This window comes from Calyptranema fuscum S582, assembly GCF_055793305.1.
This window is the reverse complement of record NZ_JBSLYH010000028.1, coordinates 81,574-104,542: the sequence shown is the minus strand read 5'-3', so window position 1 is coordinate 104,542 and position 22,969 is coordinate 81,574. Positions and strand designations below refer to the sequence as shown.

25 protein-coding genes and 1 pseudogene are annotated in these 22,969 nt (G+C 45.5%); 9 read left to right on the top strand and 17 right to left on the bottom strand.

Features of this window, described 5'->3' with window-relative positions; all coding sequences use genetic code 11:
• Together ACR6Z4_RS18945 and ACR6Z4_RS18940 are read right to left on the bottom strand one after the other, a co-directional pair.
• A partial coding sequence (locus tag ACR6Z4_RS18945) for a Uma2 family endonuclease (RefSeq protein ID WP_479718870.1) occupies positions 1 to 500 on the bottom strand: 500 nt, incomplete at its 3' end.
• 174 nt (positions 501 to 674) lie between these two features.
• Complete coding sequence (locus ACR6Z4_RS18940; protein ID WP_479718869.1) at positions 675 to 1,223, bottom strand: REP-associated tyrosine transposase; 549 nt, start codon at positions 1,221 to 1,223, stop codon at positions 675 to 677.
• 31 nt (positions 1,224 to 1,254) lie between these two features.
• On the opposite strand from ACR6Z4_RS18940, the gene ACR6Z4_RS18935 reads away from it, so the two are divergent.
• A complete protein-coding gene (locus ACR6Z4_RS18935) occupies positions 1,255 to 1,425 on the top strand; it encodes a hypothetical protein (protein ID WP_479718868.1) in 171 nt (56 codons plus the stop codon).
• Here the strand turns inward: ACR6Z4_RS18935 and ACR6Z4_RS18930 are convergent.
• The 3 genes from ACR6Z4_RS18930 to ACR6Z4_RS18920 form a co-directional block, all read right to left on the bottom strand.
• Entirely contained in the window at positions 1,422 to 2,363 is a 942-nt protein-coding gene (locus ACR6Z4_RS18930) for a hypothetical protein (protein WP_479718867.1), read from the bottom strand. The genes ACR6Z4_RS18935 and ACR6Z4_RS18930 overlap by 4 nt on opposite strands.
• Positions 2,364 to 2,368: 5 nt before the next feature.
• Positions 2,369 to 3,865: an AAA family ATPase gene (locus ACR6Z4_RS18925; RefSeq protein WP_479718866.1), complete on the bottom strand. Its 1,497-nt coding sequence runs from the start codon at positions 3,863 to 3,865 to the stop codon at positions 2,369 to 2,371.
• Positions 3,866 to 4,285: 420 nt separating this feature from the next.
• Positions 4,286 to 4,600 (bottom strand): hypothetical protein, encoded by a 315-nt coding sequence (locus tag ACR6Z4_RS18920; protein WP_479718865.1) that lies wholly within the window; start codon positions 4,598 to 4,600, stop codon positions 4,286 to 4,288.
• A gap of 29 nt (positions 4,601 to 4,629) precedes the next feature.
• On the opposite strand from ACR6Z4_RS18920, the pseudogene ACR6Z4_RS18915 reads away from it, so the two are divergent.
• A pseudogene (locus tag ACR6Z4_RS18915) lies at positions 4,630 to 4,942 on the top strand (tyrosine-type recombinase/integrase); the annotation flags it as partial.
• Between the two features lie 264 nt (positions 4,943 to 5,206).
• Here the strand turns inward: ACR6Z4_RS18915 and ACR6Z4_RS18910 are convergent.
• On the bottom strand, positions 5,207 to 7,207 hold the full coding sequence (locus ACR6Z4_RS18910) for a leucine-rich repeat domain-containing protein (protein WP_479718864.1): 2,001 nt from the start codon (positions 7,205 to 7,207) through the stop codon (positions 5,207 to 5,209).
• 117 nt (positions 7,208 to 7,324) lie between these two features.
• Here ACR6Z4_RS18910 and ACR6Z4_RS18905 point away from each other — a divergent pair, with 117 nt between their 5' ends.
• Positions 7,325 to 9,223, top strand: a complete 1,899-nt coding sequence (locus ACR6Z4_RS18905; RefSeq protein ID WP_479718863.1) for a chloride channel protein — start codon at positions 7,325 to 7,327, stop codon at positions 9,221 to 9,223.
• Between the two features lie 10 nt (positions 9,224 to 9,233).
• On the opposite strand, the gene ACR6Z4_RS18900 is transcribed toward ACR6Z4_RS18905, so the two are convergent.
• The 4 genes from ACR6Z4_RS18900 to ACR6Z4_RS18885 all read right to left on the bottom strand — a co-directional run bounded on the left by ACR6Z4_RS18900 (position 9,234) and on the right by ACR6Z4_RS18885 (position 13,365).
• A complete protein-coding gene (locus ACR6Z4_RS18900) occupies positions 9,234 to 9,545 on the bottom strand; it encodes a hypothetical protein (protein ID WP_479718862.1) in 312 nt (103 codons plus the stop codon).
• A 115-nt stretch (positions 9,546 to 9,660) separates the two neighbouring features.
• On the bottom strand, positions 9,661 to 10,719 hold the full coding sequence (locus tag ACR6Z4_RS18895; protein ID WP_479718861.1) for an AI-2E family transporter: 1,059 nt from the start codon (positions 10,717 to 10,719) through the stop codon (positions 9,661 to 9,663).
• Between the two features lie 1,551 nt (positions 10,720 to 12,270).
• On the bottom strand, positions 12,271 to 13,122 hold the full coding sequence (locus tag ACR6Z4_RS18890) for a MerR family transcriptional regulator (RefSeq protein ID WP_479718860.1): 852 nt from the start codon (positions 13,120 to 13,122) through the stop codon (positions 12,271 to 12,273).
• 6 nt (positions 13,123 to 13,128) lie between these two features.
• The gene (locus ACR6Z4_RS18885; RefSeq protein ID WP_479718859.1) at positions 13,129 to 13,365 is read right to left on the bottom strand and encodes a hypothetical protein; all 237 of its coding nucleotides are present in this window, start codon (positions 13,363 to 13,365) and stop codon (positions 13,129 to 13,131) included.
• A gap of 148 nt (positions 13,366 to 13,513) precedes the next feature.
• Between ACR6Z4_RS18885 and ACR6Z4_RS18880 the strand changes: the two genes are divergently transcribed.
• The 3 genes from ACR6Z4_RS18880 (at position 13,514) to ACR6Z4_RS18870 (ending at position 15,675) form a co-directional block, all read left to right on the top strand.
• Positions 13,514 to 14,173 (top strand): TIGR00266 family protein, encoded by a 660-nt coding sequence (locus ACR6Z4_RS18880; RefSeq protein WP_479718858.1) that lies wholly within the window; start codon positions 13,514 to 13,516, stop codon positions 14,171 to 14,173.
• Between the two features lie 62 nt (positions 14,174 to 14,235).
• Complete coding sequence (locus tag ACR6Z4_RS18875; RefSeq protein WP_479718857.1) at positions 14,236 to 14,913, top strand: TIGR00266 family protein; 678 nt, start codon at positions 14,236 to 14,238, stop codon at positions 14,911 to 14,913.
• A 66-nt stretch (positions 14,914 to 14,979) separates the two neighbouring features.
• Positions 14,980 to 15,675: a TIGR00266 family protein gene (locus ACR6Z4_RS18870; RefSeq protein ID WP_479718856.1), complete on the top strand. Its 696-nt coding sequence runs from the start codon at positions 14,980 to 14,982 to the stop codon at positions 15,673 to 15,675.
• Positions 15,676 to 15,875: 200 nt separating this feature from the next.
• Here the strand turns inward: ACR6Z4_RS18870 and ACR6Z4_RS18865 are convergent, their stop codons facing one another.
• Both ACR6Z4_RS18865 and ACR6Z4_RS18860 read right to left on the bottom strand, forming a co-directional pair.
• Positions 15,876 to 16,208 (bottom strand): hypothetical protein, encoded by a 333-nt coding sequence (locus tag ACR6Z4_RS18865; protein WP_479718855.1) that lies wholly within the window; start codon positions 16,206 to 16,208, stop codon positions 15,876 to 15,878.
• A 318-nt stretch (positions 16,209 to 16,526) separates the two neighbouring features.
• Complete coding sequence (locus ACR6Z4_RS18860) at positions 16,527 to 16,949, bottom strand: Fur family transcriptional regulator (RefSeq protein ID WP_479718854.1); 423 nt, start codon at positions 16,947 to 16,949, stop codon at positions 16,527 to 16,529.
• Positions 16,950 to 17,125: 176 nt separating this feature from the next.
• Here ACR6Z4_RS18860 and ACR6Z4_RS18855 point away from each other — a divergent pair, with 176 nt between their 5' ends.
• The gene (locus tag ACR6Z4_RS18855; RefSeq protein ID WP_479718853.1) at positions 17,126 to 17,698 is read left to right on the top strand and encodes a redoxin family protein; all 573 of its coding nucleotides are present in this window, start codon (positions 17,126 to 17,128) and stop codon (positions 17,696 to 17,698) included.
• Between the two features lie 257 nt (positions 17,699 to 17,955).
• Positions 17,956 to 19,305, top strand: coding sequence for a glutathione-disulfide reductase (gene gorA / locus ACR6Z4_RS18850; RefSeq protein WP_479718852.1), 1,350 nt, complete (start codon positions 17,956 to 17,958; stop codon positions 19,303 to 19,305).
• Between the two features lie 123 nt (positions 19,306 to 19,428).
• Here gorA and ACR6Z4_RS18845 read toward each other — a convergent pair whose 3' ends face one another.
• The 5 genes from ACR6Z4_RS18845 to psbH all read right to left on the bottom strand — a co-directional run bounded on the left by ACR6Z4_RS18845 (position 19,429) and on the right by psbH (position 22,521).
• A complete protein-coding gene (locus ACR6Z4_RS18845; RefSeq protein ID WP_479718851.1) occupies positions 19,429 to 19,692 on the bottom strand; it encodes a DUF3146 family protein in 264 nt (87 codons plus the stop codon).
• Positions 19,693 to 20,016: 324 nt separating this feature from the next.
• Positions 20,017 to 20,328 (bottom strand): hypothetical protein, encoded by a 312-nt coding sequence (locus ACR6Z4_RS18840; RefSeq protein WP_479718850.1) that lies wholly within the window; start codon positions 20,326 to 20,328, stop codon positions 20,017 to 20,019.
• Positions 20,329 to 20,998: 670 nt separating this feature from the next.
• A complete protein-coding gene (gene pth, locus ACR6Z4_RS18835) occupies positions 20,999 to 21,613 on the bottom strand; it encodes an aminoacyl-tRNA hydrolase (protein ID WP_479718849.1) in 615 nt (204 codons plus the stop codon).
• A gap of 141 nt (positions 21,614 to 21,754) precedes the next feature.
• The gene (locus ACR6Z4_RS18830; RefSeq protein WP_479718848.1) at positions 21,755 to 22,111 is read right to left on the bottom strand and encodes a TatA/E family twin arginine-targeting protein translocase; all 357 of its coding nucleotides are present in this window, start codon (positions 22,109 to 22,111) and stop codon (positions 21,755 to 21,757) included.
• Positions 22,112 to 22,317: 206 nt separating this feature from the next.
• Positions 22,318 to 22,521 carry a photosystem II reaction center phosphoprotein PsbH gene (psbH, locus tag ACR6Z4_RS18825; protein ID WP_479718847.1) on the bottom strand — a complete coding sequence of 68 codons (204 nt, stop codon included), beginning with the start codon at positions 22,519 to 22,521 and terminating at the stop codon, positions 22,318 to 22,320.
• 78 nt (positions 22,522 to 22,599) lie between these two features.
• On the opposite strand from psbH, the gene psbN reads away from it, so the two are divergent.
• The gene (psbN, locus tag ACR6Z4_RS18820) at positions 22,600 to 22,731 is read left to right on the top strand and encodes a photosystem II reaction center protein PsbN (protein ID WP_479718846.1); all 132 of its coding nucleotides are present in this window, start codon (positions 22,600 to 22,602) and stop codon (positions 22,729 to 22,731) included.
• The last annotated feature ends 238 nt before the right edge of the window (positions 22,732 to 22,969 follow it).

Genomic DNA, 22,969 nt, shown 5'->3' with positions numbered 1-22,969 from the left:
AAAACAACCAAGGGGTCGGCGTCCTGGAAAAATTCTGGAACATGATTGGGAGTCAATACCAAAATGGATCGATCTTTGGGATCAATCAACCAGCCCAACTGACAGCCATGTTTTAGACAATGCACGATGTTCGCCATGACGCGATTGTAGCTTTGCTCTGGCGATAAGATCTCGATCACCCAATCGGGTGCAATCAATACGTCATCAGTTGGTTCGCCATTGGGATCAAATACAATCCTTGCCCACTGCAAAACAGTAATATCTGGAACTAGCGATCGCCCACCAAATGTACATCGGAGTTCAGGAAACGCATAGGCAATTTTCTCGGGTTTGCTGGCAGCGTTGATGGTGGTAAAAAGTTCGCTTTGTAGCAGAGAGTGCTTGTTCTTGGGCATGGGCTTCTGAATGATTTTGCCATCAACAAATTCACTGGCAGGCTTGGTTTCTGACAGTTTCAGGAATTCATCAAGGGTCAGGGGTCGGTTGGGCGTCTGAACCATTACTGTTCCTGCTATCGTGCCAACAACAAATGGAGCATACTCCAATTTTACGAGATGAATCGGATGCGATCGCCCCAGTCATTCACAAATCAACTCGAATATGCTAGGTCAACACAAACTGAGTTAGTGCGATCGCGGATCTTGTAGGGTGCGTTGTGACAAGCAAACGCACCATCACTCCCATCGCCCATCCAGCCTAAACTCAACTGGGCATTCACCCCAATTTGGCAGATAAATTCCTTCAGTAATCAATCGATGCACACTTGAAAACTGCCATTCTGTTGGCACTTGGCACAATTGATGATGCACTGGATTGTAGTGAATATAATCACAATGTTGAGCAAAATCTGTTTCGTCTCGAATCAAATGTTCCCAAAATCGACGCTGCCACAGATTGCGCTCCTTCCGCTTCCTGCGAGAATCTGAAACGTTCACATCAAGTCCTAACTGAGTTCCATAATGCCTCGTGACATACGTTTTAATCAGGCGCAGACGAGTGGATAAATCGCTGTCGTTTTCAGGTAAAGTCCAAAGACAGTGGAAATGATCGGGTAACAGCACAAAAGCATCAATCGCAAAAGGACGAGTCTCTCTAACCTGCTTGATAGCTGTCCGTAGCGCATGACGACCAATCTCACGACACAGCCAAGGCTGGCGCTGATAGGTGACTTGGGTGATGAAGTAGGTGCCGCCTGCAATTCCAGGTCTGCGATAATCGGGCATGAGAGAATACAGGTCAAGGATTAATGTTAGGATGCCCAACAAAAAGGTGCGTTTGCTGTTCAGCAACGCACCCTACAAGATCGGCGATCGCACTGTGATCGCTTACTTCAATCATGAGCATGGTGCGTTCCCAGAAATCTATGAGTGGAGTAGCAAGAGTTGCATTCAGGAACGCACCCTACAAGATGGACGATCGCACTAAACAAATTGATATAAAGTCTTGAAGAATGAAGGAATGTGATACTGAGCAGTGTTAAGTTGCTCAGAGTAAAATCTCCCTATTGCTAATAAAAGTTGATCTCTAAAAGCGGAGGTTGATCGTGTCCAATCACTACTTGGCTCAATCCGATGCCAATGATTCTTTGCCTTTCTTATAGCTAGAAGATTAAAAACTAACTCATTCTTTTTTGCTCTGTCTTGCGTTGTTTGAAAGGCTGTTTTCCAGCTATATTCCAATTTAGCTATTTCTGTTAGATCTAACTCAGAGCAATGACTAATACGAATACATGCTTCGTCAAAGTTATTCTGTAAGTCAGGGTCACTTGTGATTTCACTAGCTATAGCAAGATAAATATCTTCTAAGGAAAGCGCTGTTCCACTATAAGTCACCTGAATGGGAGATTGATCAAAGATAGGTTGCAGTCCAGGTACAAGAAAATAGGCTTCTTTGTGAACTAAACCTGTAACCCATATTCGATGATTTGGTGCATTTGCTTCATTGACTTTCGTTGCACAATACAAGTCATGAAAAATTACTTCTGTATCTGAAAATGGGTAGCTAGTATCAATCTTTTGAGTCTGAAGATCTAAATCTACGAGTGCAAAAAGTTTATTGGGATCAAGATAAGAGTTAGCACCTGTGTTATGTAGCTCAAGTAGAGTAAAGTATGTATTCAAAACATCATTACGATCTCCACAATTGAAGAACTGTGGAAGAAACTGCTTCCACCACGCTGGGATAGATGCACGGTAAAAATTGGAGTCAGGCATACTTTCCATTTGCTTATATGTTTGTGGTGATGGTCTACCTTGCAAGGATAGAATATTACCTTCACATAGCACTACAATCTTATTGAGAATCCTACGAGAATTAAGAATTGCTTCGCAGTGCTGTTGTATTTGTTCAGGATCAAGGCTCATACTACTTACTCTGCCTGCCCTATAAGTCGCGGCTCTAATTCTTTAACATGAACTGGTGTAACTGCTTGGCAAAGCTCATAAGAGTGAGTTGCAAGGATATATTGATTTGTGGGTGCCCATCGTATTAAATCTGACACAATTTTGTATTGCCAGTCTGGGTGTAAGGCAATTTCAATTTCATCCATTAGTACAATTGAATCTTGTATATTCTGATGCATCAACCACATATAAATACTTAACCTCTTCAACTCACCATGACTCAGATCTTCTGGGTAAAGCTCTACTGCCTCATCATCTTCTCCTACCTTGAAGGTAACTCCTGAGAGGTCAGCCCTAAGGTTTAACTGTTTATTAGAAAGCATGGAGTTTAAGCCATTTAACAGAGCTTTGTAGTGATTACCATATTCACCTTTTTCAATAGCTTCTTCAAAATCCTTATCTCGAGCAGCCTTGAAGGAGTCAATTAGTAGATCTACTGCTAAGAAATCGTATGCGAAAAGTCCGGGAAGCTGATCTTTAGCTCGCTGAATATGAGAGTAGTAAGTTTCAGATGTATATGTGCTTTTCTGATTCTTAAATAAAAGTTTTCTAGCCTCTCTGCTAAGAAAAAGGAATACTTGCGTTGAAGGAGCAGCCAGAAAAACTTTATCTGAGAGACTATCTAGCAATAATTTAGCTTCTTTTGTATCTAAATCTTGAACACGACAAATTAAAGCAGCATTCTCATCTTCATCAAGATTTGATGAAGAATTAACTATGTGTATAAGGCTATTTTTTTCTAAAATTTTTAAAATTTCACCTGAGATATTTAACCAATAGCTCCGTTCAGCACGAAGCTCTGAATAGGTTTCTTCTAATACTTTTAGCTTCTTTCCAATTTCTTGTCCTACTTGTGACAGTCGAAGTTGTAGTTCCTCGGATGATTTAACTGATTGCAATATTTCAGATCTTCTAAGCCGTCTCCAGAACTCGTCAACTCTCGCTGTTTTTTCTCGAGGATTTTCAGTAGATGCTATAACTCTTAGTTCATCCAAAGTTTCTTTCAATGAAGAGATCTCTCTTGCTTTTCTTAAAGATTTCTCTTCAATATCTTTAAGCTTTGAAAACGCAGAAAATTTTAGATCACTAGAACTTAAACTATCCACAGTATTACCTGTACCTACACCATTTTGGTCTAAGAGATTATGAATATAGAAATCATTACAAACGAAAAAATTAAATTGTAAAGTTTTATCTTTGTATAAAATATCAATTACTGCTAAGGGTCTTGAATAGGAGTTTTCAGCAATATTAAATCCTTTAATCATGCTTTTTAGAAAAGGTAATCTATCTGCTTTAGTAGAACAATGTAGCAGGATGAAAATTAGTTGTAAAAGAGTGCTTTTCCCACCCCCATTCTGACTACCAAGTGGAAACACTTGGGGCGTAAAGTCTTTTTCAAACTCAATGTCAACATCTTTTAAAACACGAAAGCTAGGAACTTGAACTCTAAGCAACTGCATACAAAGCCCTGTCTTTTTATTAGTAAGGGTAAGGAGTGTTATACTTCTCACCTGACCTTCAACTCATTAATCTTAACTTAGATGCTGATTTGGCACCTATAGACACAGCAAGCTATCAAGCCTGTAGCTCCCATTAAAGGCTACTTATCGAATGAGATACATGGATTACTCCTCCTTGAATTCATTCATTTCGAATTTAAAGCATTGGCATTTCTCACTAAGAAAGCATCTAACTACATCAGGAGTTCCCTCCGGAACCTTAACTGTAATACGTATTGTAACTTGCTGAGCAGGTCAAGTATTTGACAACTTCGTTGGCGAATGCCACTTCAGTGGGCGGTTGCTTCACAGTTCCCAAAGGGGTAAACGCTCTCGATGGCAATATGACCCATTTGCCGGCACGATTGTGGGCGATCGTGTCTATGGGCGAGGGGTGGCTGACTCGAAAGCAGCGATCGCCCCTTCTTCCTCCGCTTCTTCTTCTGTTTCCACCGGGAAGGGTTGTTGATAGAGGATGTATTTCGATTTAATTGCAAAATCAGAATTCACCCAAACCAGAGCCACCTGGAAAACAGCACCATTCCGCAAGGTGACAATCGAGAAGTTTCGCAGACAGTCGTCTTCGGTGTGGACGATGCGAGGGACTCTAGCCGCATTGAGGTAAATGATTCCTTCAGGGCTGACACAGAGGCTTTTGCGTAAGCGGGTTTGGGTGTGGCGCAGGTGGTGGTGCATATGCCCAAAGGTAACCAGGGGAATGGTTTTACCCAGAGTTTGGGCTTGAGCGCAAATACCCTCATGCTGATCGCCAGTGAATTTGGCAGTATGTCTTTCCTGCCAATCGCCTATCTCAAGATCCCCGTAGTGGGGTCACGCGACGACATCACCTGCACGAAACAGGCATTCAACGGGCAGTCCGGGATGCGGTGAAGCTGGCAAGGATTGAGAAACGAGTGACTTGCCACACCTTTCGCCACGCATCTTTTGCAAAATGGCTATGATATTCGCACGGTGCAGGAATTGTTAGGACACAAGGATGTCAAAACAACCATGATCTACGCTCACGTTTTGAATTGAGGGGGACGCGGGGTGCTAAGTCTTTTGGATCGGTAAGGAAACAGATGGAGCAGTTAGCATCACGCTTTTGCCTCCAAAATTCGTTGACTCACTCATTCACGAAGCACGACGCAATCTAGTCTACCTGATTCGGCTCCAATCGATTTTGTGCGCCGGGGTCGGGGCTGAGGGAAAGCAATGGGGCGATCGCCTTAATTTTATGCGAGAGAGTTAGAACAGCGATCGCGTTCTAATCGCGAAGCGCTATGGTTCAGACCAGAGATGCTAAAACTCGCAGATGTCTGGGGGTTGCAACGGACAGATGGGGGCTGTAATCGGGTTCTCCCACGCCTTCAGAGTTGAAAGGTCGGACAGGGTTGCCAGCGATCTCAGATCATGTATTTGGTTGTGGCTGAGATCGAGTGATTGTAAACGACTTAATCGAGCCAGGGGACTGGGGTCGATGATTTGGTTGTTGCTCAGGTTCAGTTCGGTTAAGGCAATCAGAGCACTTAGAGGACTGATATCAACCAGTTGATTGAAGGAGAGATCGAGTTTGAGTAATTGGCTGAGGGGGATGAGCGATCGCAGATCGGTAATTTGATTTTCGTTGAGAAAGAGTTCATTGAGTGCCCTCAGGGATGCTAGGGGGCTAATGTCTTGAATCTGATTGCTGACCAATACGAGTTTGGTCAAGTTTGCGAGGGAGGATAACGGGTTAATATCTTGAATCTGGTTAAATGCCAGAGACAACTGGGACAGTGCAGTTAGCGGCGCTAATGGTTGTACATCCCGAATTTGGTTGTCTACCACACTCAAACTGTTCAGGTTAGTCAGACCTGAGAGGGGATGCAGATCTTGCACCTGATTGGATGACAACGTTAGTTCATTCAGGGTGCTGAGGGTCGCTAAGGGGCGAATGTCCTGAATTTGGTTGTTGCTGAGATCCAGGGTTTTGAGGTGGGTCAGTCTGGATAGTGGGCTGATATCTTGTAACTCATTGCCACTGAGATAGAGATCGGTCACCTGGGTCAGTTGGGGAAGCCGATTCAGATCGCGCAGTTGCGTCAGGCTGAGATGGAGTTGGTGTAATTGACTGAGCGATCCTAAAGGGGCAAAATCAGCGATTTTATTACCGTCTAGCGCTAGGCTCTCCAGTTGGCTCAGGTTGGATAGGGGGCTGAGATCTTCGATCCAGTTTCTTCCCAGATTCAGTTCTACCAGGTTGTTCAGAGCTGATAAGGGCGCTAGGTCCTCAATTTCATTGCCGTCGAGATCGAGTTTTCTTAGCTGGGGCAGCGATCGCAATGGGCTGAGGTCAGATAGTGCCGCATACCCTTGAACATACAACCAATCGGTATAGGCGACATTCCGAATTAATAGATCGGTCAGGTTAGTTAGCGATCGCAGCGGACTGAGATCGGATACGTAGTTTTGGTTGAGTGATAGCACTTGCAACCGCGTCAGAGATGCTAATGGACTCAGGTCAACAATCGCATTTTCATCCAGGTTTAATGCCGTCAGAGCCGTTAAGCTTGATAGCGGCGCTAAGTCGGAGATGCCATTGTGACTCAGATTTAAGGCAAATACTTGCGATAGCGTCGATAGCGGTGTCAGGTCTGCAATATGGTTATTGCTGAGATCCAGTGCCCATAGACTTGTCAGCGATCGCAAGGCTTGCCCATTTTGGATCTGATTATGATCTAAACTTAGCGTTTCTAATTGAGTCGTTGAGAGCGTAGGTAAGGTCTGAATCTGGTTGTCACTTAAAACTAATTCGCGCAGATGAGGTAACGTTGCTAAAGGCGTAATATCGGTGAGTTGATTGTGATCGAGATACAGTACGGCTAACTGTTCCAGCGATGCCAGTGCCCCAATATCAGTGATAGTATTCTCGCTGAGATATAGACTGGTCGTTTGTTTTAGCGTTGCCAGGGGACGTAAATCTGTGACCCCACTATGCCGCAAATCCAGTAACCCCAGATCGTTGAGAAAGACCTCGGCTCGGTTGCAGTCTGTTGTAGGCATCAAGTCTAATAAAACTTGAATCGTCTGTTGGGTTTCAGGCGCAAGTGTCTGTCGATTCGCGCACCATTCGACAAAGGTTGCATACGGTTGAGTCGGAGGTGGCGATGCTGGCATCGCGTATCGGTGGATGCCAACGCTAAACCAAACGGTCAAAATTGCGAGAATAAAATAGCGTACTATACGGCGATCGCTCTGTGGTGTACGGCGATCGCTCAATAATCGATAGTTCAAATGATCGAGACGATCCCTCAGTCTCATTAGACTAATACGAACATACTTCATAAAAAAATCGAACCAGAAAGTTTTAATTTCCCCATTTCTGCCCCTGCATCAATCAGAATAAGAAGTAGCGTACCGAACCCCTCCCTTTCTCCCATGACTGCCACCTCCGACTTGAAGGAGTCTTCTGAGTCTGAGCGAGAATCTCAGACAAAGTCCGCATTACCCATCACTCAAATGTTTAACCGTTTGCAGCCTAAGCCTGAAACGGCAGTGTTGCTTATGGCAGTACTGGTGGGCACTGGGGCAGGAGCGGGTGTCGTTATTCTAAGATTCCTAATTTTATTCGCTCATCAGTTGACCTGGGGGGAAATTTCCAGTTTTCTGTCGATCTGGGGTCACTGGACACTGGCACTGATCCCCGTTTTGGGTGGGATCATCGTGGGGCTGATGCGGTGGCGCATTCAAGATTTTGGTCCGGGGCTTTCGGCATTGATGGAACGGGTAGAAAGTGGGCAAGAACTGATGCCGCTGAAGCCTGTTGCCAAAATGGTCGCAGCTGCAATTTCTTTGGGCAGTGGCGCATCACTGGGACCGGAGGGTCCGAGTGTGGAAATTGGGGCAAATTTTAGTTTGTTGTTAGGGCAGGTGCTCAAGGTTTCGCAGGCAAGGCTGCGATTGTTGCTGGGTGCTGGAGCTGCCGCCGGTTTGGCAGCTGGCTTTAATGCTCCTATTGCCGGGGTGTTCTTTGCCCTCGAAGTGGTTTTGGGTACGACTTTTGCCACCTCTGCGGTGAGTGTGGTGTTGTTGTCGGCAGTGGTCGCTGCCTGGATTTCGCAAATTGGTTTAGGGGCTGCGCCTGCTTTTTCGCTACCAGCTTACGAAGTGCGGAGTTTACTAGAACTTCCTTTGTATGTGGGTTTGGGTTTATTAGCCAGTCTGGTGTCTGTTTTTTATAAAGGGTTGATTGGGTTTTCGCAGCAATGCTTTCAGGGACAAATTGCTGGGTTTCGCTGGCTGAAGACGATTCCTCAAATGTTTCATCCCGTCATTGGAGGAATTTGTGTCGGGTTGATTGCCCTCACCTATCCGCAAATTCTGGGTGTAGGTTATGAAACGGTGGAGTCAATCTTGCAAGATGTGCAATTTCCTTTGCACTTGGTACTGGCGTTACTGTTAGTCAAGTTGGCAATGACGGCAATTAGTTTGGGGAGTGGGTTTGTTGGTGGGGTGTTTGCTCCTGCCCTATTTTTAGGTGCATCGTTGGGGTCTGCCTATGGCAAAGTATTGGCGATCGCCTTTCCTATCTTGCATCCTTATATGGCATCGCCACCGGCTTACGCAATGGTGGGGATGGCAGCGGTTTTAGCAGGCAGTGTCCGGGCACCATTGACCTCGATTTTGTTGTTGTTTGAATTGACCCAAGACTATCGCATCGTTTTGCCGTTAATGGCGGCTGTGGGGTTGAGCATCTGGCTGGTAGAACGGTTGCAGCCTACTCTGAAGCTTGATTCTGATGGTGAACAGCAAGACCCTGTGGTTAAACCGACGTTGGGTCAGGGGATGCCTGCGTTAACGGTGATGGATGCGATCAATGCATCTCCGCTGGTGTTATCGGGAGAGATGCCGTTGATGATGGCGGGTCAGACGTTGATCGAACAGCGCAAACATTGTGCGTTGGTGATGGATGATCAAGAGTTTTTAGGTATTTTGACGTTGCAAGATGTCAATCGCTCGATTATGCGCGTGGAGCCGGGTGAAACGCTGGAAAAGCTGTTACATCAACCGATCCGGCAAGTGTGCACAACGGATGTTTTGTATGCCTATACCGATGAAGGGTTGGCAGAAGCGATCGCCCGCATGGGAACCCGTGGGTTACACCAGCTTCCGGTGGTCAAGCGGGAGGAACCCCATGAAATTATTGGATTATTGAGTCCTGATGAAGCTGAGCTAGCCTACAGCATCATTCGCACTAAAGATTTGCTCAACGAACATCTCAAAACCTATCAATTGCAGCATCTAGATGAGGTTGAATCGGCTAGTACACCCAGTTAAACGGGGACGGCTAGCTAATCTCGGTATCTACGTCATAGCGTCGGCTGATGGCGAGAAGGGCGATCGCTGCCAAAATTTGCAGGTAAAGCGGGGACATGGCAAAGCCGCCAATGGTGCAAGCACTCCCGACAATTAAAGCTACCAGGCTAAAGACTTCATCGACCTTAGTATTTCGTGCCATCCGAAAGGGAAAATATAAGCAGCCAATACCTGCGATCAGCAAGATTAAATATAACGGAATCACTAACGTAATAGCGTGCAAGATAACGTAAACTGGGCCAGCTAATAATGCAGCTATAAAACAATAATAAAGAGGAGGCATGAACAGATCTCCATTGCATTAGGCGATAGATTCTCTTTCAGCTGATCGAAGCTCTAATTAAGCAATACCCTTTTTTTTGCAAGGTTTCATTGTGCGTTAGTAGGATCAGTCCGATTTAAAACAGCTCCATATCGGTGACGGGTGAGGATTGAGCTGGTGAGGATCGCAATGCTTCTGCAATGCCTTTGATCGAACTGGCTAAGGGAACGGCAACAAGGACACCCAGAAAGCCGCCAATTTTTGCACCCATGAGCAAGGACACTAAGATCCAGACGGGATTTAAACCTGTAAATCCGCCAATCAGTTGAGGGGCAACAATACTTTCAATAATTTGATCAATTACGGTTGCTGCCACTAATACTTTGGAACCCAGCCACAAACTCTGAAGTGCCATGAGTAAGCTGATGACGCAGATACTAAAGCCTGCGCCAAAGGGAATAAGCGTCATGACGCCGATCGCTAAACCAAATAACAAGCCGAAGGGTACTTGCAGGAGTAAAAATGCAATCGTCATACTCGAACCCATCAGCAATGCCAGTGTTGCTTGTCCGGCGAAGTAATTGTGAAAATTTTGTCGCAGGGCGCGACGAATTTTTTTCCCAGAGTTAGACGGAAACCAGCGAAAGATACCTGCCCAAAGGCGATCGCCGTGCAACAAAATATAGAACGTCAAAACAAACGTGAGAACGAGTTCGAACACTCGTCCAATTGCCCCAAATAAGAAAGTAAAAATTTCTCCGCTGAGGGCTTGCAGTTGGCTAGAAAATTGCTCTTCTAGCTGCATGATCAGACGACTCAGATCGATGGGAAATTTACGAACCTTTGCCCAATCTTGAATGATCTGTAATTGCTGACTGCTGGAGGTGATCCAGTTCGGCATTTCCTGAGCCAGGTCATTCACCTGAACCAGAAGTGCAGGGATGAGTGTGACTCCAACAATAATCAATGTGGTCAGCGTCATCAACAGCACTAAAAGGATAGCCTGGGTGCGTTTTAACTTGAGACGGCGTAAGCCTTGCACGGGATAATCCAACACAAACGCTAACAACAGGGCTGTAACAAAGACGTTGATCAGTGGCTGGAAGTATTGAAAAACCTGGAGCAAAACCCAGGCGTTTAAAACAATCAATGGTAGCGCAAGTCCCCAGTTGACCCAAGGCGGGAGTCGATTCATTCGTATCATTCGCGACGTGCTGGAAAGGATAGTGAGCAGTAGTGCCTGCTGTGATTGTAGTGTAGGCAAGCTCAGGTCGTTTTTGCCAGACCATCTGTATGAACGATTTTTATGCCTTAAATTAAGACTCACAAGTCTTGCGACGGGTCTTAAAAAAGAACGGCAAGACTCGGTACGATACTTGGTCTTTCGAATTTAGTCTTATATTGAGTCTTTCAATTACACTTTTGAGTCCTAAATAAAATACATGAGTCTCGATTTAAGACATAAATTCAATACTGGCTTAGAATCACAAATTAATTAAAACCCGGAAGTTTATTTTTGAAAGCGCGGCTCCGCTGCGCTTTCAAAAATAAATCTTCGGTTTTATTAAATCTACGATTCTTAGGAGATTTCTGAAAAAGATGTCACCTCCTGTAGGGACAAAGCATTTGTTAAATCGTCTTTGGTAAATAGCGAACATCATGGTTCGAATGCTTCACCCTTTGTGCATGACAAAATGATTGAAAATATTATTCTGCTGTAGGATGGGTTAGCGCTAGCGTAACCCATCGATAGTGTTGACATTGGGTTTGACTTCGTTCAATACAAACCTACATCAGACCTTTTACTCATCAATTAGCTCAGGAATGGGAATTAAATAACTCCGGTGATGTGTTGTACGGGCGAACGGCCGTTCGCCCCTCCAAACGACTCAATATTCGATCTTATTTAATCCACGATCCTCAGAGGCTTGCCAGGGGAATCTAGTCTGCCTTTAACCTTGCGTCATTGAATTAGACGGATGACGTGTCTAAAATAAGACTCATAAATCTCTTTTGAGTCCTAAATAAATCATGCGAGTCTTAATTTGAGACAAAAACCAACGTTTGAAATTTTAGGCTCTCATCTGAGTCTTGAGATTCTCGTTCTGAGTCTCGAATCGAAATTATGAGTCTTAATGCAAGACAAGAATTAGCCAACTTATTTCTACTGGCTTTGAACTATGGGTTTTGAATTGTTGAGAGAGCAGCGCTCCAAGTAGCTCTCACGCACCTCACACTTCACGCCATCGAGAATTGCTATAGATCTTGGAGAGAAGTGGATTAATCTATTTTCGTCTCAAAATGAGTCTTTCAAGTATCGATACTGGTCTTAAAAAACATATCCTAGTCTTATTAAGAGATTTAATTGAGGTGGAATCGACAGCGATCGCTATTCCCTTAATACTGCCAATCGCTGAGGGCTAATTAGGTTAATTCATTAGTATAGATGAACTACATTTTCCATCGGTTTAAAGAGGGAAATAGATGGAAGAATTAAGAGGAATAGCGATCGCACTTCTCGATTTCTTGCTAAATCGGTTCAAATTTGGGGCAGTTAGCAACTCAAAAATCCGCTCAAATTTAGTCCAAATTTAGTCCATAGAATTTTTGATAGGTCTGAAGTGCTTTTTAAGCAAGCTTTTTAGAGGATTGAGTGGTTGTGTTTTAAGCAACTAATCAAGCCCAGATTGTTCCAGTAAATTTAGTTGCGATCGCTGAGTCTCATCAACCACCACTAGCCATGCTGCTACCGACACAGTTCGACTGGAAACTGAATCTCAATGGCAGTCTGACCGTCCTCTAGTAAGTTGCGGCTCGACATCTGGCAATGCTTTTCCAAAAATAAAGGGTTCAAATACACGTCCCGGTTCACTCCCCTCACCTGATAGTGATTGTGTCCGATCCATTTCAATAACGCATTAAACGCCCGCTCAATCGTGTCGTATCCACCAGAGTGAACCACACACGCTATCTGTTCTGCCCCCGCTAAGGTATACGTTTTAACCCTCCCGCTAGGGGTTGATAACGGTTGACTAATCAGTGCGATCGCTTCTGCATCGACATCTTGCACCTTATATTCAGCATCATGCCAAAGCGTTTGGGGAAACCCAACCATCTCCACATTCTGGCGTTTGAGTTCGTCCCACAACTCATAGTGCAGGGACTTAAACTGATGACACGTTGAAATTACATCCCGGATAGCTGCAACCGTTTGCACCTCTACAGGTTTCAAAATCACGTCATAATTTTGCATTGCATTATCCTGCTCAATCTGGTGCAGTCGGGCTTCCACCCGCACTAATCGAGCTTGCTCGACGGCAACCAGTTGCTGTAATTCAGCCTGTTTCAACCGCAACATCCCCCGAATTTGATCCGGTGGAATGTGTTCATCCAGCAACTCGCTAACTTGCTCCAGCGAAAACCCTAAATCTTTGAGAGCAACAATCCGATTGAGCTGCGCTAACTGATCTGCTTCGTAATAGCGATACCCCGTTAACGCATCAACCTGTGCAGGTTTAAGTAACCCCATTTCGTCATAAAGCCGCAGCGTTCGCACAGAAACTCGGCTCAGTCTAGAAAAATCACCAATCTTAAACATCGTCAGCTACTCATGCAGGGGGCGCTGGTCAATCCATGCCAAAATTTCTACCTCAGACTCACGCGTGGCAGAGCGACCTGTAGTCGGATTATAGGCGTGCCACCAGGTATTGCCCAAAGAGTCAGAGGTTTGCCAGATTTTTAGTTCGTCGCGGCATTGAAATAGCAACAGCAACGGTGTCCAGATCCGGTTATAAATCATGGCGATCGCCCTCTCTAAAACGGTGTCGATCTCATTAACCACCCTGACGTAACGAGAGAGTCAAGCCACAGTTCAAATTGCAAAGCTTTAAGTTTTGCAGCCAAATTTACTATTCGTAAGTTAATTTGACTACTGTCGGGAATGCTTATAGCTAAATCCTCATTCCCTGACCCATTTTGGGAGGCAAACGGTGAGATACGAAATTCGATATAAACCCGCATTCGCAACCATTTTTGTAACGCTCAATCCAGGCGATCGCATTACCGCAGAAGCCGGAGCCATGGCAAGTATGGATGCAGCACTGTCCATGCAAGCCGAGCTATCGGGCGGTTTAATCCCGGCGTTGCTCAAACGTTTTTTCGGTGGCGAATCGTTATTTGTCAACGTGTTTAGCAATTCAACCAATCAACCTTTACAAGTCGTCTTAACCCAATCGACTATTGGCGATATCGATGCGATCGAGCTAAATGGCAACGAAATTTGTTTTCAACCGGGTGCTTTTATCGCCTGCACTCCCGGCGTCAACTTAGGAGTGCAATGGGCAGGGTTCTCTAGCTGGTTATCGGGCGAAGGACTATTCAAACTCAAACTGGGCGGCAAAGGCTTAGTGTTCTTTGGGGGGTATGGCGGACTCGTGCAGCGCCGCGTGGATGGAGAATACATCGTCGATTCCGGTCACCTGGTTGCCTACGAACCCAGCATCCAAATGAATCTCAAACTGGCAGGTGGCTTAGTCGGCTCCGTCACATCCGGCGAAGGCATAGTCAATCGCCTCTCTGGGAAAGGTCGCATTTACTTACAATCCCGCAGCATCGATGGCTTAGTTCGCTTCATTCGTCCCAAGCTTTGAACAGCCATTGTGATAACCACGACTCCCTCCTCCCCATTCCTATTCATCACCCCTAACTGACCATGAAAGTCGATATCTTAAACCAACCCGATAGTGCGATCGCCAAGATCGACATGGCACCCCAAGAGGAATTAGTTGCCGAAGCCGGAGCCATGATCGCCATGAGCGGACACATGCAAGCCGACACCACCCTGCGTAAAGGCAAAGGAGGTGGAATTTTAGGTGGCTTAAAACGTGTTCTTGCTGGAGAATCTTTGTTCCTCAGCACCTTCCGATCGGGCAGCAGCCCTGCCGAAATTTATCTAGCTCCGTCCCTGATGGGCGATATTCTTCCCTACCAAATGGCTGGGGTTGAGTTAGTTATCCAATCCACGGGCTATCTTGCCAGCACTCCCGCCGTCAATCTAGATTTGGGATTTCAGGGCTTCAAGTCTATCTTTTCGGGAGAATCAATCTTTTGGCTCACCGCCAGTGGCACCGGCCTTGTCTTACTCAGTGCCTTTGGCGGAATTTACGAGATCCCGGTTGACGGAGAATATGTCGTCGATACCGGAAATATCGTTGCCTTCGAACGCACCCTTGACTTTTCTATTACCAAAGCAAACTCCAGCTGGATAGGTGCGTTGCTGGGCGGTGAAGGCTTAGTCTGTCGATTCCGAGGCAAAGGTCGCTTATTCTGTCAAACCCACAATCCCGGCGCATTTGGACGAATTGTTGGCAGCAAACTCCCACCGAAATAAGCATGGGAATCAGTTTTGAGTGTTTAAGTTTAAGTTTTGAATCAATCAGTTTTGATGGAGAAACCCATGTCCTCCGAGATCGCATTTAATATTGACCATGCACCCGCTTATGCCTCTTTGTACCTCCAACTGCAAGCCAACCAGACGGTATTAGTAGAATCAGGTTCAATGGCTGCCATGGATCCCTGGATTAAGATGAAATCCAAGGTGCAGGGTGGCTTGATGAAAGGGTTGGGACGCATGTTTGGTGGCGAATCATTATTTCTCAGCGAATTCACAGCTGAAGGTAAACCCGGTCAGCTGATGCTGTCGCCCGGTGTTCCGGGTGATATTCAGCACTATTATCTCAACGGCAATAGTCTCATGGTGCAGTCATCTGGGTTTGTGGCGTCTAGCCCCAGTGTGACGATGGACAGCAAATTCCAGGGGTTTAAAGGCTTCTTTAGTGGCGAATCCTTATTTCTGTTGAAAATGACGGGCACTGGCGATCTGTGGTTTAGCTCCTATGGTGCCGTCATAGAAATTCCTGTGTCCGGAGAGTATGTAGTTGATACCGGGTATATTGTTGCCTTTGAAGACACCCTCAACTATAAGGTAGAGATGTTAGGAGGGTTGTCGTTCAAGGGCTTAAGGACAGGCGTATTTGGCGGTGAAGGTCTGGTTTGCCGCTTTAGTGGCACCGGAAAGCTGTGGGTACAGTCACGGCAACTTTATCCATTTATCAGCTTTGTGAATGCCTTCCGCCCTGTTAAAAGTAACTAATGCTGTCACTTCTATAGCAGTCTCAACGATATTGTGAGAGGCGCATCCCGAAGGGATGCGCCTCTCACAGTGTCTGTAATCTATCCATCCGCGAAGCCTATGGCAACAAACGGGTGTGCAGGGGTGAAACCCCTGCACAACTTTTTTTGTGAGTTCAAGAATCGCTACTTTACGTTGCAATACAACTACCGCATTTACGGTCAGGACATTTTATTAAGGTTATTAAACCCGATCGCAATTACGATCAACGGAATGACAAGGGCTAGAGGAGCCCATAATCCTTTTGCTAAAAGAACAATTTGGCTCAGCGTTGCAAGCCCCGTATAAGCATAGACACCCCATTTCTTCATCAACCACATTCCGCTAAAAGATACTAAACCACCCAAACTTGCAAGAGCCAGAAAGGGAGGATACCAGGCACCAATTGAAGCGGCAACCGGCGATAAAATTAGCAGAAATGAGGGAATCAAACCCAGGAAACCAAGAACGCAAATAACAGTAATCGCGACAGGTCTAGAATGTGTTTCAACCATAATTAGGAGTATTCCTGATGATCTATACTTCGATGGCTTAAGCACCTGGCATTGCTAAAGTTTGGTATAAGTTTGCAGGTGCGACTGTAGATTTCACCTGTCAATTTATCCTCAAAACCGTCAACGCCCAGAAAAACAATGATGTCCGATAGTCAACTTGCAACTCGATACCAAGCTCTTCAAGTTATTCGGTTCACCAATGAACGGTGCCGCATCCGTTAGTCTACATATCCAGGCAATACAATGCTGCTGACGCAATTTACGGGCATTGCATCAAAACGATAATATTACTGCTTCGGCTATTACTCACGTCGGTTATTAGTTGCCTTGACAGCGATCGCACATCCCATGCACCGTTACCTCATAGCTTTCCCCTAAAAGACCGGAGCGCAAATTTTTCAGGTCAATACATTGGAACGCTTCCCAGGCAATATCTTCAATCGCACCACAACAGCGACAACGAAAGTGATGATGCAAACCAACGTTAGCGTCATACCGGGAAACCCCTTCTTCTAACAAGACTTCCCGCACCAGTTCGACATCACGGAGTGCTTGCAGGGCTGTATAAACAGTTGCCTGTGAAGATGCAGGAGCTTCGCGGTTCAGATCAAACAAAATTTGTTCGGCGGTTGGATGATCTGTGCGAGACAACAAGTTAGCGTAGACCGCAAATCGCTGGGGCGTTACCCGCAAACCCTTTGCCTTTAAAACTTGAACGATGGCATCTGCTTGTTGTTGCATACGATCAACACAGGTTAGAAGAATCCTTCTTGAATCATAACACTTCCCGTTTAGAAAAAACATAAGGATAAGAATGTATAAATTATTTAAGTATTTATGACTATTGATTTATTCCTAAATCAGAATTATTCTGATTTACATAGCAATGAACACAGTCTACTCATACAGAGGTAAAGATGGCAGTTATCGATCGTGTACCCGATGTTGTTTTCAAGACCCGCGTCCGTGATGAATCTGTCCCTGGTCCTAATCCCTATCGTTGGCAAGATCGGACAACGCAAGAAATTTTTGCTGGCAAGCGAGTGATCTTGTTCTCTTTGCCGGGTGCGTTCACCCCGACCTGTTCATCCAACCACTTACCCCGCTATGAAGAGTTGTATGACGAGTTCAAGTCTTTAGGCATCGATGACATCATCTGCCTGTCCGTGAACGATGCGTTTGTGATGTTCCAGTGGGGCAAACAGCAGGGCGTCAAAAATATTTCCCTGTTACCCGACGGCAATGGCGAGTTCACTCGCAAGATGGGAATGTTAGTCGATAAGTCTAACCTGGGTTTCGGGATGCGTTCTTGGCGCTATTCCATGCTGGTAGATGACGGCAAGATCGAAAAAATCTTCATAGAATCCGATTTTGGCGATAACTGCCCCGTTGATCCCTTTGAAGTATCCGATGCAGATACGATGATGGCTTACCTCAAAGGAACGGCATCTGAAGGTGTGTCTGAACCTCGGTTAGCGTTTGTTGGATAGACACGATGCTTCAGCGCGTTAGCAGAGCTAACGCCTGATCCAATCGTTGTAATTTTAGTAGACTTTATCAAACCCGTTGCGTAGTGCAAATACTCTGCACCACGCAACGGTTTCCTAACCTAAAAATGTTATTGCAGATAAAGTCTACGTCTCTCCCACAATGAATGGAATCGAGGCTGCAACAAAACCAATGTTTTGTTGCAGCCTCGATTCCATCCACGCACCCCACTACGCATGCCACTTCTCCGGAGAAAGTGATGAAATACGAGTTTGATTTATTTGTAATCGGCGCAGGTTCCGGCGGTATTGCAACAGCTCGACGAGCCGCTGCCCATGGAGCCAAAGTTGGTATTGCCGAAAGCGATCGCCTGGGAGGAACGTGCGTTAATCGGGGATGCGTACCCAAAAAACTCATGGTGTATGCCTCTCGTTTTCCATCGTTGTTTGAAGACGCTCAGGGTTACGGATGGAGTGCGGTCAACAGTACACTCGACTGGACGGTAATGATTGGTCATGTCAACGCGGAAGTCACGCGATTGAATGGCATTTATCAACGCATGTTAGATACATCCAATGTGCAAATTTTTCGGGGGCAAGCGCAACTACTAGATGCCCATACGATCGCCATTGGTAACGCAAAAGTAACGGCAGACAAAGTTTTAATTGCAGTCGGTGGTACGCCCGTTCGACCCAATATCCCAGGGATCGAACACGCGTTAGTATCCGACGATTTATTTCAACTGAAAACGCAACCCAAACGAGTTGTCTTACTGGGCGGAGGCTACATCGCTTCAGAATTCGCCTGCTTACTCCATGGTCTGGGCACAGACGTAGTTCAAATCATTCGCCAGGACAAGATTTTGCGCGGATTTGATGAGGATTTAAGGACTGAGATTCAAGCCGCGATGATTCGCCATGGCATTCACATCGTTCCCCATACCAGTGACCTCAAGATCGCCAAAACCGATGCTGGTGTCTCGGTAACAGTGACCCATGATGCGGAAGAAACTTTCTTTGCCGATGTCGTTAGTTTGGCAGCACTCGGACGTAAACCCAATACAGAAAATATTGGGTTAGAAAATACGCGGGTTGACTTGAACCAGGGTGCCGTTCAGGTGGATCGCTATAGTCAAACAGCGGAAGAAAATATCTATGCCGTGGGAGATTGCACCGACACCATTCAACTTACCCCTGTTGCCATCAACGAAGGTCGGGCGTTGGCAGATACCTTGTTTGGCGGACAATCTCGCACCATGAGTTACGACAATATCCCAACCGCCATTTTTACGACGCCCGAAGCTGCAACAGTTGGATTGACAGAAGCAGAAGCGATCGCCCAATATGGCAGCGATCGCATCAAAATTTACCGCAGCCGATTTCGTCCGATGTATTACACCCTGGCAGGTAAAGACGAAAAGACGTTGATGAAGTTAGTGGTCGATCAAGAAACCGATAAAGTGCTAGGCGCACACATGGTCGGCGATACTGCCGCAGAAATTATTCAAGGCGTGGCGATCGCACTGAAAATGGGAGCCACCAAAGCCAACTTTGATGCAACCGTTGGGATTCATCCCAGTGCTGCCGAAGAATTTGTCACCATGCGCTGATATCGCCCTATATCACTTCGTGCCTGGATGGATTGCAGATAATGAGAGAGAGCCGCGAAGGGCGCGGCTCTCTCTCATCAATTTGTAGTACGTTGCGCAGTGAGAATTGCGATAAACCGCTGGCTAAATTTCGGCACGGATCGTAAACGAATAATCTCCCCCCAATTCCAATTGGTAATCAGACCGCTCCAAAAATCGCTCCAATGGATCTTTGATCAGAGCCCGTCCCAAAGACGGCTCGACGGATAACATACCCTGCTGAAATCGCCACTGAAACCGCCATTCATATGAATTTGCCCGAACTTCACCTTCAATTTTGCCTTGTTTCCAAGACTGATGAGTAATCCGCACATGGGCTGTGGTTTCAGGTAAATGCTTAGAACTCACAGTTAATTCCTAAGTCTCTCTGCTGATGGGCAAGCAAAACAAATACCAATTGGGCATTCAACCCAGCGCCTAGTGATTTGCTCTCGATTAAAGTCAGATTATTTTTTTGAAAGCCTAGCTGAGCTAGGCTTTCAAAAAATGATAGTAGTATTCAAGTAATGATTTTTGGTGGCGCGGGCAACGCCCGCGCCACCAAAAATCATTACTTTTTTAATCTGACCTGAATCCAAATACATAACATGACATGGGCAAACACGTACAAAGATAGAACACATCATAGACCTAGAGACTAAAGTCTAAGCGTACCAAACTAAACAGTTTGAGTTAAATTCGCCGAGATTGGTTCGCCAGCGTCGCTTCAGGTTCATATACCCACAACACCAAGCCTTTGGCAACTCTAGTCAAAATCACCTGATTACCTTTCTCCTCAAGGCGTTTTGCCCCTCGTTGAGCGGTTTCTAAAGTTGCGAAAAATTTGACATAGGCGTACAGCTTGCCTTCGTGGAGGATTGCCCCAACAGGTTCGGGCACATCAGGCAAAATAACATGGCATCGTTTGACCAGCTTTTGCAAAAAGATCGGGGTTGGTTCCGTAGAACTTTGGGCTAACGGAGTAGAGTCAGACATATTGGGCACAAGGGATCTCCTGGAAATAGCGTTGGGGTAGACTCAAGCGACAAACCGATAGAAAAACTGACAATTTTAGCTTCAGTAGTGGGTGATGGTTTAAGGAAGTAAGCAATTTTTTCGAGAACTTCCGGTAAGAGTCTTTCAAAAAATTACCAATACCGTTGAAACACAACCCAATAATCTGCAATAAAACCTATTTATAAAAAAACGCGGGTCATTCAATCAAGGCAAAGGGAAGGGGTGCCCTTAATCTCTACTATGTAGCCTAATTTTAAGGAATTAGGTATCAAGGCTCATTTTTAGGAGAAGACGGGGCAATTTTACTGTTGTCTTTAGTGTGAATCTATCTAAACGTCTACTCAGTAGCCAAGGGTTAAAATACAGACGTTCGGTGCAGATCAATTTTTGTCGTCAGGTTTAAGCCGAAAATCTCAGTAATTTCCCTATCTGCCTGCTAAAAGAATATCCCCTTAGGATCACAGATTACTGAACCTGTCCTTCGGTGAGAGAGAGTGGTGGCGGAGCGACCACTCTCTCTCCGCTTTTCAATTGCTTGAGCCATAGTTTTTTGGTATTTTTTGGTGTGCGCCGCACGGCGCACACCAAAAAACCAAACCATATCTGAGCGCGAAGCACTGTAAACAGAATTGGGTTCAATTAAATCCCCGATCCGTAACTACACACTTTGATTGTTATAAAGACTCATCGCTTTTGGCAAACCTTGCTTAAGACTGAGATTAATGGCATCTCCGACCAATTGCAGTACTTTTGCTAATACTTCAGCCTCACTCTTGGCAAATTTACCTAAGACATGGGCAACCGTATCTCTATCAGGATGCTGATCGGTTTTCGGATTGCCAATGCCAATCCGAAGGCGTGGAAAATTTTGCGTCCCTAAGTGGGCGATCGCCGATTTCATGCCATTGTGCCCTCCAGCAGACCCCGAAAGACGCATACGAATTTTTCCAAACGGCAAATCCATATCGTCATAAATGATCAAAACCGATTCAGGCGGTAACTTATACCAATCAATTACCGCTCGTATCGACTGACCGGACAGGTTCATATAGGTCAATGGTTTCAACAATCGGATCTTTTCCCCGTGGGGCGCATTACCTTCACCAAAAACACCCTGGAACTTTCGTTGGTCTGCCAAAGAAATATGCCAAACCCGAGCCAGCTGATCAACGGCAGCAAAGCCAACGTTATGCCGCGTTTGATCATATTTGCTACCTGGATTTCCTAACCCCACAATCAATTGGGGAATCACTAAATCAGACGTATTTTGCACGATCTCAGACTGGTCGTGGGGAACAAGAGCCGCTTATAAAGCTTGCAGGGCAAAAACAATGAACAGGTTAGATCGATAAGACCACTAGCGTCGGAGATGAGAGCAATGCTCTCATCTCCGACATGATTTCATCCCAACACATTAGCTAGCCGCTTTTTCCTCTTCATGGACAATTTCGCCCGTGAGAATCTCTTCGGATGACGCATTGGCTTCAGTCGTTGAACTTTCTGCGGCTGTCCGGGCGATCGCCTCAGACGCATTCAAGGCTCTTGGAGGTGATGTTTCAAGCTTTGCTTCCATCGGAGCCTTAACCACTTTTTCAAGTTGCTCCGCTTCTCGCTTAAATTCATTCTCAAATTCTTTCGAAGCTTGCTGAAAGCCCCGAATTGCCTTACCCAGACTTTTTCCAATTTCTGGAAGTTTCTTCGGACCAAAAATTAGTAAAGCCAGAATCATAATCAAAGCCATTTCAGGCAATCCGATTCCGAAAATATTCACGCAACTCCCTCCTGCAAACGCTTTGGAGACGCAATTCTCAAAGAGTATATTCTCGCAAAATTAACCGTCTCTATCATCATGATGCCTTAACCATGACATTCTATAGCGGTTGCACCACGGAGAACTGACTCAAAGCCATAAAAATCGCCAAGAAAAAACCCCGGACGACCGGGGCAACTTCATTTAAGCTTTCACAGACAAGAGCATTAACCACCAAAACTGCCCCAGTCAAGCTGGAAGCTGTCCAGGATGAGTGAGGAGTTGTAGATTTGCAAAATGATCAACAAAAAGACAAGAAACAATCCCATGAAGACAGCCATCAGGGGCGTAGTGCCCCAACCAGGAGCAACTTTACCGTATTCGGAATTGAGCGGTTTTAAGATATCTCCCAGCCGAGTCCGTTGTGCCATGAGTAACCTACAATCAATCCATATATTTTAACTTTCCGTAATATTATAGAAGAACAGCTCTCATATTTGATCACGCTTATGGATTCCGCAACAGTTCTTATCATTTCGGTCGGGGTATTTCTCGTTGCTCTGACTGGACTTTCCATTTACACAGCATTTGGTCCTCCCTCGAAGGAACTTGCTGACCCCTACGAAGATCATGAAGATTAAGGGTACGGCGGCACTCTAGGTTAAGGGCACCGCACATCCGTTACAATAGCCGGACTTCAGGAATAATACGGCTAACTCAGAGTTCTGTTCTTACATACTAAGAGCAGACGTTTCACGACGAGTAAAAATGCAGAGAATCTTTTTGAGGGTGCAACAGTAGAACTGTTACACCCTCAAAAACAGTAACCTGTTACCCCTGTAGGGAGAAGCATTCGTTCGATAGTCGTTGGTAAATGGC